Source organism: Vibrio sp. VP6, assembly GCF_028823755.1.
Lineage (GTDB): Bacteria > Pseudomonadota > Gammaproteobacteria > Enterobacterales > Vibrionaceae > Vibrio > Vibrio parahaemolyticus.
This window is the reverse complement of sequence record NZ_JAPEID010000015.1, coordinates 21,721-34,898: the sequence shown is the minus strand read 5'-3', so window position 1 is coordinate 34,898 and position 13,178 is coordinate 21,721. Positions and strand designations below refer to the sequence as shown.

Below are 13,178 nucleotides of genomic sequence, written 5' to 3'. Positions count from 1 at the left end.
AGAAGCCTCGTTATCCAGAGAAGGAGAGAAAGCGCAATGGTTCGTATTGCAATCGCAGGAGCTGCTGGCCGTATGGGTCGCAACCTAGTCAAAGCCTCGCACATAAACCCAGATGCATCCGTAACGGCAGGTTCAGAACGTCCAGAATCTTCGCTCGTCGGTGTTGATATCGGTGAACTTTGTGGTGAAGGAAAGTTCGATGTTTTCCTGACCGATGACCTAGAGAAAGAGGTCGACAATTTTGATGTTGTTATCGACTTTACCGCTCCAGTAAGTACGTTAGCGAACTTAGAGTTATGTAAACAGCATGGGAAGTCTATCGTAATTGGTACCACTGGCTTTAGTGAAGAAGAGCGAGCACTGATTGATGCAGTTGCGAAGCACGTACCTGTTGTGATGGCTCCTAACTACTCTGTTGGTGTGAACCTAGTATTTAAGTTGCTTGAGAAAGCTGCAAAAGTAATGGGTGATTACTGCGATGTCGAGATTGTCGAAGCTCATCACCGCCATAAAGTTGATGCTCCGTCAGGTACTGCGATTGGTATGGGTGAGGCGATTGCTGGTGCTATGGGCAACAAGTTAAGTGATGTTGCGGTGTATGCGCGTGAAGGCATTACTGGTGAGCGTACTAAAGATGAAATCGGTTTTGCAACCATTCGTGCAGGTGACATTGTCGGCGAGCACACAGCAATGTTTGCTGATATTGGTGAGCGAGTCGAAATAACGCACAAAGCGACGGACCGCATGACTTTTGCTAATGGTGCCGTGAAGGCTGCTGTGTGGCTACATTCCAAGCCGGCGGGCTTTTATACCATGACCGATGTGCTTGGTTTGAATGAGCTTTAAATACATAATTATTCGCCGGCGTAAGCCGGCTTTTTTGTATTTGAAGAAAGTTATGTAAATAAAATGAGTATTGTAGAGCGTCAGTTTTGAACTTGTTTGTGTGTATTTTTGCTGGCTTGGTTGCTTTATTTGTCTTAACTGCTTAAAAGTTGATGTTGTTTTGTTGTGATTAACGTTTGCGTGAAAATCTCATAAAAATTTGTGATCTATAAAAAGTTCAAATTTGTAAAATCTAAAAAAAGAACCATCTTCAAAGTTTGCAGGTGGTGGAAACTTGTGTTTTTGGGGCTTATTGCTAGTAAATGCTATTACTCTTTAGAAAAAGATAATTTATTTTTCATTGTGTGTTGACAGGTTTGCAGTCCATCTTTAGAATACCGCCAATTTGTCTGAAATACCTATTTATGTAGATTTTATAGGTAAAGGAAGGCATGATTGCAGTTTGATTTATTTTTTTTGCATTTTTATTCTGGAGGTTGTCTTGAGTAAATTAGCACTGTTAGTCCTAGAAGATGGGACAGTGTTCCGCGGAGTGTCCATTGGGGCAGATGGCGTTTCCGTCGGTGAAGTCGTTTTCAATACCTCGATGACGGGGTATCAAGAAATCCTCACTGATCCTTCCTATTCTCAGCAAATCGTTACTCTTACTTACCCTCACATTGGCAATACCGGAACCAATTCCGAAGACGAAGAATCCTCTTCCATTCATGCGCAAGGCCTTGTGATTCGCGATCTCCCTCTTATCGCTTCTAACTTCCGTAATGAACAATCCCTTTCTGATTATCTTAAGTCGCAAAACATCGTCGGCATCGCAGACATCGACACGCGTAAGTTAACTCGTATCCTGCGTGAAAAAGGTGCTCAAAACGGTTGTATCGTAGCTGGTAACAATCTAGACGAAGCTTTGGCGCTAGCGAAAGCAAAAGAATTTCCTGGTTTGAAAGGTATGGATCTTGCGAAAGAGGTTACAACAAAAGAAGCGTATCAATGGAAACAAGGTTCGTGGACGCTTGAGAGTGGACTTCCAGAAGCGAAAGACGACAGCGAGTTGCCATACCATGTTGTTGCTTACGACTTCGGCGCAAAACGCAACATCTTACGAATGTTGGTTGACCGCGGCTGCCGCCTAACGGTTGTTCCTGCAGAAACTTCTGCTGAAGAAGTTTTGGCTCTGAATCCAGATGGCGTGTTCCTATCGAACGGTCCTGGTGACCCAGAGCCTTGTACTTACGCGATTGAAGCGACCAAAGTGTTCCTAGAAAAAGGCCTACCAATTTTTGGTATCTGTCTAGGTCACCAAATTCTGGCGCTTGCGTCGGGTGCGCAAACGGTGAAAATGAAGTTTGGTCACCACGGTGCGAACCACCCAGTAAAAGATTTAGAGCGTAACGTTGTGATGATCACTTCGCAAAACCACGGCTTTGCGGCAGATGAAGCAACATTACCGGAAAACTTACGTGCGACTCACGTATCACTATTTGACGGTTCTCTACAAGGTATTCACCGCACAGACAAGCCAGCATTTAGTTTCCAAGGTCACCCAGAAGCAAGCCCAGGTCCACACGACGCGGCACCGCTATTTGACCACTTTATCGAACTCATCAAAAAACACAGCGCTTAATTCGGAGTAGTAGATAATGCCAAAACGTACTGACATTCAAAGTATTCTAATTCTTGGTGCTGGTCCGATTGTTATCGGTCAGGCATGTGAGTTTGACTACTCTGGCGCACAAGCGTGTAAAGCTCTTCGTGAAGAAGGCTACCGAGTTATTCTAGTTAACTCTAACCCAGCAACCATCATGACAGACCCTGAAATGGCAGATGCAACATACATCGAGCCGATTCAATGGGAAGTTGTTCGCAAGATCATTGAGAAAGAACGCCCAGATGCAGTATTGCCAACAATGGGTGGTCAGACGGCGCTTAACTGTGCGCTAGATCTAGAGAAGCACGGCGTTCTTGCTGAATTCGGCGTAGAGATGATTGGCGCTACCGCTGATGCGATTGATAAAGCAGAAGACCGTTCTCGCTTCGATAAAGCAATGAAGTCTATCGGCCTTGAGTGTCCTCGTGCTGATACAGCGAAGACGATGGAAGAAGCTTACAAAGTTTTAGACATGGTTGGCTTCCCTTGTATCATCCGTCCATCATTTACGATGGGTGGTACTGGTGGTGGTATCGCATACAACAAAGAAGAGTTCGAAGAAATCTGTCGTCGCGGCCTGGATCTTTCTCCGACCAACGAACTTCTTATCGATGAATCTCTAATCGGCTGGAAAGAGTACGAAATGGAAGTAGTTCGCGACAAAGCGGACAACTGTATCATCGTATGTTCAATCGAAAACTTCGACCCAATGGGCATCCACACTGGTGACTCAATCACAGTAGCACCAGCACAGACACTGACTGACAAAGAATACCAGCTAATGCGTAACGCATCGCTAGCGGTTCTGCGTGAAATCGGTGTTGAGACAGGTGGTTCAAACGTACAGTTTGGTATCAACCCGAAAGATGGCCGTATGGTTATCATCGAGATGAACCCTCGTGTATCCCGTTCTTCTGCTCTGGCATCAAAAGCAACAGGTTTCCCAATCGCGAAGATTGCAGCGAAACTGGCTGTTGGCTTTACTCTGGACGAGCTGCAAAACGACATTACAGGTGGTGCAACTCCGGCATCATTCGAACCGACTATCGACTATGTAGTGACTAAGATTCCTCGTTTTAACTTCGAGAAATTTGCTGGCGCTAACGATCGACTGACGACTCAGATGAAGTCAGTTGGTGAGGTAATGGCGATTGGTCGTAACCAACAAGAATCTCTTCACAAAGCATTACGTGGCCTAGAAGTTGGCGCGACTGGTTTTGATGAGATGGTTGACCTAGATGCACCTGACGCATTGACTAAGATTCGTCACGAACTAAAAGAAGCTGGCGCAGAGCGTATCTGGTATATCGCAGATGCATTCCGTGCGGGCATGTCAGTGGATGGCGTGTTTAACCTGACGAACATTGATCGCTGGTTCCTAGTTCAAATTGAAGAGCTAGTTAAACTAGAAGAGCAAGTGAAAGCCGGTGGCTTTGCTGGTCTAACAGAAGAAGTTCTACGCCAGATGAAACGTAAAGGTTTCTCTGATGCGCGCCTATCTAAACTGTTAGGAGTGGCTGAAAGCGAAATCCGTCGTCTACGTGACCAGTTTGACATCCACCCTGTCTACAAGCGAGTGGATACGTGTGCGGCTGAGTTCTCTTCTGATACGGCTTACATGTACTCATCTTACGATGAAGAGTGTGAAGCAAACCCAACAGATAAAGACAAGATCATGGTACTGGGCGGTGGTCCAAACCGTATCGGTCAAGGTATCGAATTCGACTACTGTTGTGTACATGCATCACTAGCGCTTCGTGAAGATGGCTACGAAACCATTATGGTGAACTGTAACCCAGAAACAGTATCGACAGACTACGATACATCTGACCGTCTTTACTTCGAACCAGTAACTCTTGAAGATGTGTTGTCTATCGCCCGCGTTGAAAAGCCAAAAGGTGTGATTGTTCAATACGGTGGTCAAACGCCACTTAAACTGGCTCGCGCACTAGAAGCTGCAGGCGTGCCAATCATCGGTACAAGCCCAGATGCGATTGACCGCGCAGAAGACCGTGAGCGTTTCCAGGCTGCAGTTGAGCGTTTAGGTCTTCTACAACCACAAAACGCAACAGTAACGGCGATGGAGCAAGCGGTTGAGAAATCTCGTGAAATCGGCTTCCCACTCGTTGTTCGTCCATCTTACGTTTTGGGTGGTCGTGCGATGGAAATCGTCTACGATGAACAAGACTTGCGTCGTTACTTCAACGAAGCAGTAAGCGTATCGAATGAATCTCCAGTTCTACTAGACCGATTCCTAGATGATGCAACAGAAGTGGATATCGACGCTATCTGTGACGGTGAGCGCGTGGTTATCGGCGGCATCATGGAGCACATTGAGCAAGCGGGCGTTCACTCTGGTGACTCTGCATGTTCGCTTCCTGCTTACACACTAAGCCAAGAAATCCAAGACAAGATGCGTGAGCAAGTTGAGAAGCTGGCGTTCGAACTTGGTGTTCGTGGCCTGATGAACACGCAGTTCGCAGTAAAAGACAACGAAGTTTACCTAATCGAAGTAAACCCGCGTGCTGCACGTACGGTTCCATTCGTATCGAAAGCGACAGGCGCACCACTAGCGAAAATCGCTGCACGTGTAATGGCGGGTCAATCTCTGGAATCACAAGGTTTCACTAAAGAGATTATTCCACCTTACTACTCAGTCAAAGAAGTCGTTCTACCTTTCAATAAGTTCCCTGGCGTTGACCCTCTATTAGGTCCTGAAATGCGCTCAACAGGTGAAGTGATGGGTGTTGGTGCAACGTTTGCAGAAGCTTACGCAAAAGCAGAGCTTGGCTGTGGCAGTGTGTACCCTGAAGGTGGTCGTGCGCTACTTTCTGTTCGTGAAGGTGATAAGCAGCGTGTTGTTGACCTGGCTTCTAAGCTAGTAAAATTGGGTTACCAATTGGATGCGACTCACGGTACTGCTGTAATCCTTGGTGAAGCGGGTATTAACCCTCGCCTGGTAAACAAAGTACATGAAGGTCGTCCACACATTCTTGACCGCATCAAGAACAACGAATACACCTACATTGTGAACACGGCTGCAGGTCGTCAAGCTATTGAAGATTCGAAAGTTCTACGCCGCGGTGCTCTAGCAGAGAAAGTGAACTACACTACAACGCTAAACGCTGCGTTTGCAACGTGTATGTCTCACACTGCAGACGCAAAAGCGTCAGTAACTTCGGTTCAAGAGTTACACGCTAAAGTGAAAGCGAGTCTAGACGCGTAACAGATAAAAATCAGTAAGCTCGTTAATCAGGGCTTACATGACAACCTCATTGCCCGCTCATTTGAGCGGGCTTTTTTGTTTTAGGCCTACCTAATTGAAGCGTGCTAAGAACTTTTGATATCTAAGACTCTGTACAGCGCTAAACTTGTTATGGAAAATGATATGTTATAGAACCACTATTTTTTAATAAAATTGATACAACAAGTGAGAGGGGATTGATTTGGTGGTAATCCAGTGTATTTTCTCTGAAATGCGCCCCTCTTTTTTAAAGAATATTCGGAGGGGAAATGATAACTATGATTACGAATCATAATAGAAAGATATGCAATGAATTCTATTCATTGAATGAAATGGGCTTATTTATTTTAAATTATTATTTTATTTTCAGGTATGGTCTCAGTGTTAAATGTAAAAATATACTCTTGATATGTTAATTATTTTAATGGGTTTTCTGCGTTATTTTAAGTTTTCTTATGTGTGACTAAGTTTTATACCTTCCAAAAAGAAAAGTACTTTTTAATGTACCAAATACTCCAGTTTAAAATGTTGATACCAGTTACTTTTTAAAAATATAAACTCTATCTTGTAACCAAGACTTGTCTTCGTCAATCGAGAAAGAATAACCTTGTATTATTAAGTGTTCTTTAGTAAGAAACATAAGTGCAGTTGGCGCTACAATTGTTATGATTGAAAAGGAAATTATAACCCTTACGAAAAGTGCTTCTTTTTTGTGTGATAACTTTCTTTTATTTAAAAATACAGTTATTAAAAAATAAAACAAGAAATAAATATCCAGCTTCCAAATAGTCCATAAAGTGCGCCCTGAGAAATGACTATAACTTCATCTTTGTTATATATATATTTTACATAGTTAATTACATCGTTGTAAAAGAAGTAAATGCAAGATAAGCCTAATAAAAGAAATAACAATGATATCAACAGTGTTGATGTTAAATCCAGGTCATCTTCTTGTTTCATAAAAATACCCCATTCTTTATGTAACTTCTACCTATCACATCGTTGATTCTCATTTCTTCTTTTTTTAGTGATTCATTCAATGTTTTCTCTAGTGCTAGTTTGAATTTTTGTGTTATCTCATATTTATTATCAATGTGGTTTAAAATATTCCCGACAACCAAGCTTACACCTATAGCCAAAAATAATGGGCCAGAAGTTAGAGCAAAAATAGTAGTCGCTCCAGAGATTCCTTTTACAGCAATTGCTGCTATTGCGGATGAAATTCCCAGTTTTATGATGTCACTAGTTATTGTTCCAAACAGACTTAATAGTGTGGTTTTATTATTTTCTGAAAAGAAATGTTCTAGTGCTCTGAAAGAACTAACTAACACTACCATAATAATTGTCCCACTTTTTATCGATTGAATTGCCTGTTTGAACCAACAGCAAAGTTTGCGATTATTGGCGTTGGGGCATAAGAACCTAACACTCTTAGTTTTATTTTTAGTGCAGGAGTAGTGCAGGAGTTCCTGTAAATACAAAATGTGCTTGGCCTGAATAATAATTGATATGGACTGGGTTTACAGCGCCGGTTAGGTTATTAGCTAATCTCGATAAAAATACAAGGTCATCTGCTGTTGCATAGTAATTGGCAGTATTATCAAATTTATCTTTTAGAATTGTCCATTTTGATACTATATCTTTCCTTTTGATGTTAATGCTAATTAAAGAGTCGAGCGTGTTAACTGATAATATATGTATTTCTTTGGCGTTGCTCGTTTTGTCTTGTTGTATTACAGGATACATGTTTTTCTCCATGAATTCGTAATGATATTAGACCTGACTAGAATTTCATAGGCAATGAAAATAATATTTTTATGTATAATCTTGAGGCAAGCCTCCTTTTTTATGAAAATATAAATGAAATTTTCGCAAAGGTGAAAATATGGAATAGGTTCATATCTCGACTTTCCTTTTTAGTTTGAGGTGTTAAGTGCTACCGTTTAGCTCTTTTCGTATTTTTGAGCAAGGAAGTGTAAGTGGAGCTTACTTTAGAAGTATTAACCGCGTTGTTTTTGGTTGCATCTGTGGCTGGTTTTATTGATGCGATGGCTGGTGGGGGAGGACTCATTACGCTCCCTGCGCTTTTGGCTGCGGGGTTGAGTCCGACTCAAGCTCTAGCAACCAACAAGTTACAAAGTTCGTTTGGTAGCTTCTCGGCTAGCTGGTATTTCGTGCGTAACGGTATTGTTAGCCTAAAGGAAATGCGTTTCGCGATACTCTGTACTTTTATTGGTGCTGCAATCGGTGCCGAGGCTGTACAGTTTATTGATGCTAGCGTACTCACCAGTTTGATTCCTGTTCTTCTAATTGCGATTTCTCTTTATTTTTTACTCGCACCAAGCTCTCGAAAAATCGATGGCGAACCAAAACTTGCCGAAGCGATGTTTGCATTGTGTATCGGTGGTGGAGTTGGTTTCTACGATGGTTTCTTTGGCCCCGGTACGGGCTCGATTTTTACTGTGTGCTTTGTTGCTCTTGGCCACTTCTCCCTCGTGGATGCAACAGCACGAACTAAGATTTTGAATTTCACTTCAAACATCGCTGCATTGTTGTTTTTCGTTCTAGCAGGGTTACCTGTATGGGAAATTGGTTTGACGATGGCGGTCGGTGGCTTTATTGGCGCTCAACTTGGCGCAAAAGTGGTGGTTACCAAAGGTCAAAAGTGGATTCGACCTCTAGTGATTACCATGTCTATGCTGATGGCAACAAAACTTCTTTGGCAACAACATCAGCAATGGCTTCTAACACTGTTTTAATTCGCTGATTGCGGTATGTGTTGTGGCGAAGACAGATGTGTATTGGGCGAATTAGAGGCTCTAGTTCTTCGAATTCAAAACAGAAATTTGATGCGATGTTGAGTGTTTTGATGATGGATTTAGGTATCAGTGCTGGTGCCATTCCTTTTAAAGCTAATTGTGCTGCCGCCGTGTAAGAGTCCATCTCCATCAAAGGTTGGATCTCGTACTTGGACAAAATGGCTTGCTGGTATGTATTGGCTGGGTTATTCAAATCGTTAGTTAAAATCGCTTTTGGTAATTGAGTTAGCGGGTGCTTACTTATTATAGAGAAAGGCTCATCGGCGAGATGAATGCTCATCAAACCGTGATGAGAAGGTAAGTAACCAGCGCAGAATCCTAGGGTCGCTCGCCCCGATTTTACGTTTTCAACGATTCTCGGAGTGTGATTGGTCGAGATTCTGAGATAAGGATCGCGTGCCAGTTGCTCTTCCATAATCATACTCAGATAACCTGCGACGAGAGTTTCTGAGCAATCCATTTTTATTAATGACGTATCTTCGAGCTCTTGCTGATCGTAAATCTGTCCTCGTAACTCATTGAATGTGGGCTCTATCGTATTGATAAGGGCCAGAGCATCCGAGGTTAGTTTAATGTGTCTGCCGTTTGGCTCGATCAGTTTCTTTCCTAACTTTTTTTCTAAATTGGCGATACGTTTACTCACCGCAGATTGGCTGATGTACAGCTGACTACCAGTGCGGCTCATGGTTTTTTCTTTACTTAGTACAAGTAACGTTTCAATGCCTTCTAATAACATAGCAATTAATGAAAATTAGGAATGAGACGGATAATTTAACGAATTGCTGAGGGATAAGCGAATCGTGTTAATTAAAATGCGAAGAGCCGAGATAAAGTCGGCTCTTTAGATTGAAAGCTGTACTTGAATTGCTTAGCGGTTGATGGCGAAAGTAGGTAAAGATAGATGCCAACGAATCGCACCAAGGCGAATCACTAGTGTTGAGATAACACCTGCGAGCAAGGCCGTGGAATGATCGTAACCCATACTCACAGCCATCGTGTGGAAGATGCCACCAATGATACAGGCTGTGGCGTAGACTTCGCTTCTTAGCACCATAGGTACCTCTCGGGCTAAGACATCTCGGATTATGCCGCCACCGCAACCGGTGATTACACCCATGATCACGGCAACCATGCCTGAGGCGTTGTAGGCGAGCGCTTTTTCTACCCCAATTCCCACAAATACGGCCAGACCGATGGCGTCACACACGGGTAAAACCCACCAAGCTAACCGTTTTGGTCTGCGAACCAAGATCATAGTTAACAAGCAGGTGATGAAGATAACCCAAAGATAAGTGGTATCGGTAATCCAAAAGACGGGGGTCGCACCAAGTGCCATATCACGAATAGTGCCACCGCCAATGGCAGTCACGCTGCCTAGGACGATAACACCGAAGGGATCCATTTTTAATCGGCCAGCGAGTAAAACACCAGACACAGCGAAGATTGCTGTACCGAATAAATCGATCATATAAAGCAGCATGGAATCCATGTTACTTGGTACCTATAAAAAGTGTGAGAACAAAAATGGGCGGAAATTGTACGGTATTTCCAACGAAAACGTTAGCGTTTTTGTCTAACGCTTTCAAAGTGTTCACACACTTCAATGATCGCATTGAGTGTGCGTGGTGTTGGGCGATTTATCCAATCAGAATTGAGTGACCAAACATGATTGTTGCGCAGAGCTGGCAGTTCATTTTTCCATTGAGCCCACATTCCATCATCACTCATAGCATGACGAGAGGTGAAGAGTACTTCAGGTTGACGTGTGATCACTTGCTCGATACTGACTTGAGGATAGGGTGCTGCTGTATTGGCAAATACATTTTCACCACCACAGAAGTTAAATACTTCGCTCGGCCAGTTTTTACCTGCCACAGTAATGATCGGCTTTTCGCTGAGTTGATAAAAATAGCGGACTTTCTCTGTGGTGTTGTATTTCGCTTTGAGAGCAGTTAGCCCCTCTCTAAAGTCCCGCGCTGCTTTTTGACCCTTTGATGGATCATCACTGTATTGACTCAGCTGCTCAATATTATTTGCGATGTCTTCTAAAGTACCCGTGGTTGAGTAGTAGATAGGTACGCCAAATTGTTTTAACTTTTCGATCTCTTTGGCGGGGTTACCCGCAGGCCAAGCAATGACGAGATCGGGCTGAAGGGCAATAATGCGTTCCAACTTTATGCCTTGGTAATTGGATACTTTCTCCAGTTCACCAGCTTCCTTCGGATAATCACTCATCTCACTCACAGCGATCAGTTTGTCACCTAAGCCAGCAGCATAAGCTATCTCTGTGGCGTGAGGCGCTAAACTGATCACTCGTTCAACGGGTTCGTTCGCCATCGTAAGAGAGGAGAAGAAAAGGGGGAGGGATAGGCAAATTTTGTTCATCATAATCCTTGATAAATCAGTCCTAGAATAAAGCTTTGAATCACAATCCAAGCAAAGATGCGCCAAACCAGCAAAATTTGGATTTGTGCAAGATGAATAGCAGAAGGCACAATGCGTCCACCAATCTTGGTGCGTTCTGCTCTGACGCCTTGGTATAGAGCAGGGCCTCCTAACGAAAGCTGGAACTTATTGCCGATAGTACACAGCAACCAAGCTGGTCCTGGCAATGGCCAAGATTTCGCTTGTTGTTTGAGTCCATTAAGCACTGCGGACATATTGTGACCAGCAAGCAACAGTAGGGCAAATAATCTCAATGGAATGAATTCTAAAACGGCAACGATTTGAATGGCTGGTTTCCCAAATGGCGCATACTGACGACGGCTAGGAGACCAAGCTCGTGCTAGATCCATGGTTAAACGGTACATGAGCGCCCCAATCCCACCTGCGATGGCATACCAAAACAGTACACACACTACATTGCGACCAAAGCCCATAATGATGGTTTCAGCTCCGGCTTTACCTATACCGACAAGAGACAACGTTTCGGTATCACGATTCACAAAAGGCTTGAGTAGCTCGCGACAGCGCGTTTTATCCTCACGCGACAAGGCGAGGGCAAGTTGTTTGGTGAGGGTTTCGCAACTTCGCCAATCTAACGCTAATAGTAACAAGGCAAGTTCGTACAGAGGCTCTTGCCAAACTAAAGGCTTTAGAGCGATTAAGAGCACCAAACACGGCAATGTCATCAAAATAAGAGCGAGGCTTCCTGAGAGAATGCTTTGTGAGTAGCTATGGTGGTTATTTACTTTCTCTGCTAATTGTTCGGCTACCTTGCGCCATAAAGTCGCAGGGTGAGCGGAATGAGGAATAGGGAGGATCAGGTGAAACAGTAATGCGCCCCACATCACGAGGAGCGCACCGTTAGCATAGAATTGCTGAAAAATTTCTTCCATGAATGACTTGGATTACTTAACCAGTTCCAGCATCTTGAAGACCATTTCTGAAGAGCTTTTTGCTGCTAGAGGCAGGAATTCTTCAAAGCTCATTGGCGATTCTTTATCAGCAACGTCAGAGATAGCACGTACAACAACAAATGGTGTGTTGAATTGGTGGCAAGTCTGAGCAATAGCTGATGCTTCCATTTCAACCGCAATAACGGATGGGAAGTTTTCACGAATGAACGCTTGGCGCTCAGCCGTGCAAACAAACGCATCGCCCGTACAGATCAAACCGCGAACAGCATGTGTATTTGCCATTTGCTCGAGTGCTTTTTCCGCTAGGTCCATCAGTTTTTCATCCGCTTTGAATGCTGCTGGTTGACCTGCCATTTGACCAATTTCATAGCCAAAAGCAGTCACGTCTGCATCATGGTGGCGCACTTCTGTAGAAATCACTACGTCACCTAGATTTAGGCTTGAATCGAAACCACCAGCAGAACCTGTGTTGATAACCACATCTGGTTGGTATTCATCAAGAAGAATTGTTGTACCAACTGCCGCAGCAACTTTACCGATACCAGATTGTAGTAGCACTACATCTACATCGTTAATTTGACCAGAGAAAAACGTACAACCTGCTTTGTTTACGGTTTGGCAGTTTGTCATAGCTTCTTTCAGGATGGTCACTTCTTGTTCCATCGCCCCGATGATACCAACTTTCATAGCACTCTCTTTAGGTAAAATATTTAATCGGCGAGAGTATAGCACTCCCTGTCAGCAGTTTTCTATTTGATGAGTTCTGCTTTAGAAAGTTCGGTTCGTAATTGCTTGGCCCGTTTTCGATTGACGCCAAAGTCGGAATACCCTACGCGTGATTCTGAACGCACGATCAGAGTATGCCCGTCGATCTTTAATTCGAGATCATCCACGAAGCGCATGATTTTAGATGTGCATTCAATGCGCAGATAATTGCCATCTTTCTCTGCTGTTTTAGCCCCCGATAGTTGCAGTGCTGCTTGCTCAATTGCATCCAATGTGGCGGATTCGGTGAGAGTAAAAGGTTCGAGGTGGTGTTCTTCTCGTTGGTCTTGTGTTGAAACGCAGTTAGGTTTGTTTCCACATGGGGTTTGAGTTCTATCTGGCATCGAAGTGACTCCTTGGCTGCATGCGGTTAAGCCGAGAAAAGTGATGAGCATCAGAGCGGCTTTTTTCATGAGTTCTATTCCTTAACAGAGGAATTTAATTATATGTAATAAAAGAAAAAAGGATCCAATCTTTGGATCCTTTTTGAGTGTTGGTAC

General features: G+C 43.6%; 12 protein-coding genes. 4 read left to right on the top strand and 8 right to left on the bottom strand.

Annotation, left to right across the window (positions count from 1 at the left end):
* Nucleotides 1-36: 36 nt before the first annotated feature.
* The 3 genes from dapB to carB all read left to right on the top strand — a co-directional run bounded on the left by dapB (nucleotide 37) and on the right by carB (nucleotide 5,717).
* On the top strand, nucleotides 37-846 hold the full coding sequence (gene dapB, locus OU793_RS11615) for a 4-hydroxy-tetrahydrodipicolinate reductase (RefSeq protein ID WP_015296233.1): 810 nt from the start codon (nucleotides 37-39) through the stop codon (nucleotides 844-846).
* 481 nt (nucleotides 847-1,327) lie between these two features.
* Nucleotides 1,328-2,467, top strand: coding sequence for a glutamine-hydrolyzing carbamoyl-phosphate synthase small subunit (gene carA, locus OU793_RS11610; RefSeq protein ID WP_011105665.1), 1,140 nt, complete (start codon nucleotides 1,328-1,330; stop codon nucleotides 2,465-2,467).
* A 16-nt stretch (nucleotides 2,468-2,483) separates the two neighbouring features.
* Nucleotides 2,484-5,717 carry a carbamoyl-phosphate synthase large subunit gene (gene carB, locus OU793_RS11605; RefSeq protein ID WP_025503173.1) on the top strand — a complete coding sequence of 1,078 codons (3,234 nt, stop codon included), beginning with the start codon at nucleotides 2,484-2,486 and terminating at the stop codon, nucleotides 5,715-5,717.
* A gap of 974 nt (nucleotides 5,718-6,691) precedes the next feature.
* Here carB and OU793_RS11600 read toward each other — a convergent pair.
* Nucleotides 6,692-7,072: a hypothetical protein gene (locus tag OU793_RS11600; RefSeq protein WP_236578024.1), complete on the bottom strand. Its 381-nt coding sequence runs from the start codon at nucleotides 7,070-7,072 to the stop codon at nucleotides 6,692-6,694.
* Between the two features lie 106 nt (nucleotides 7,073-7,178).
* Nucleotides 7,179-7,481 (bottom strand): hypothetical protein, encoded by a 303-nt coding sequence (locus tag OU793_RS11595; RefSeq protein ID WP_229603338.1) that lies wholly within the window; start codon nucleotides 7,479-7,481, stop codon nucleotides 7,179-7,181.
* 233 nt (nucleotides 7,482-7,714) lie between these two features.
* Between OU793_RS11595 and OU793_RS11590 the strand changes: the two genes are divergently transcribed.
* Nucleotides 7,715-8,494, top strand: coding sequence for a TSUP family transporter (locus OU793_RS11590; protein ID WP_021450200.1), 780 nt, complete (start codon nucleotides 7,715-7,717; stop codon nucleotides 8,492-8,494).
* Here the strand turns inward: OU793_RS11590 and OU793_RS11585 are convergent.
* The 6 genes from OU793_RS11585 to OU793_RS11560 all read right to left on the bottom strand — a co-directional run bounded on the left by OU793_RS11585 (nucleotide 8,430) and on the right by OU793_RS11560 (nucleotide 13,091).
* A complete protein-coding gene (locus tag OU793_RS11585; protein ID WP_024700352.1) occupies nucleotides 8,430-9,290 on the bottom strand; it encodes a LysR family transcriptional regulator in 861 nt (286 codons plus the stop codon). The two genes, OU793_RS11590 and OU793_RS11585, sit on opposite strands and share 65 nt — an antisense overlap.
* Before the next feature lie 132 nt (nucleotides 9,291-9,422).
* Entirely contained in the window at nucleotides 9,423-10,043 is a 621-nt protein-coding gene (locus tag OU793_RS11580) for a TRIC cation channel family protein (protein WP_005461192.1), read from the bottom strand.
* Between the two features lie 71 nt (nucleotides 10,044-10,114).
* Complete coding sequence (gene btuF / locus OU793_RS11575; protein WP_180793938.1) at nucleotides 10,115-10,939, bottom strand: vitamin B12 ABC transporter substrate-binding protein BtuF; 825 nt, start codon at nucleotides 10,937-10,939, stop codon at nucleotides 10,115-10,117.
* Nucleotides 10,939-11,892: a cobalamin biosynthesis family protein gene (locus tag OU793_RS11570; protein WP_140103981.1), complete on the bottom strand. Its 954-nt coding sequence runs from the start codon at nucleotides 11,890-11,892 to the stop codon at nucleotides 10,939-10,941. Before OU793_RS11570 ends, btuF begins: the two co-directional genes overlap by 1 nt.
* A gap of 12 nt (nucleotides 11,893-11,904) precedes the next feature.
* On the bottom strand, nucleotides 11,905-12,600 hold the full coding sequence (mtnN, locus tag OU793_RS11565; protein ID WP_005461186.1) for a 5'-methylthioadenosine/S-adenosylhomocysteine nucleosidase: 696 nt from the start codon (nucleotides 12,598-12,600) through the stop codon (nucleotides 11,905-11,907).
* A 62-nt stretch (nucleotides 12,601-12,662) separates the two neighbouring features.
* On the bottom strand, nucleotides 12,663-13,091 hold the full coding sequence (locus tag OU793_RS11560; protein WP_029853001.1) for a DUF1499 domain-containing protein: 429 nt from the start codon (nucleotides 13,089-13,091) through the stop codon (nucleotides 12,663-12,665).
* Nucleotides 13,092-13,178: the final 87 nt, after the last annotated feature.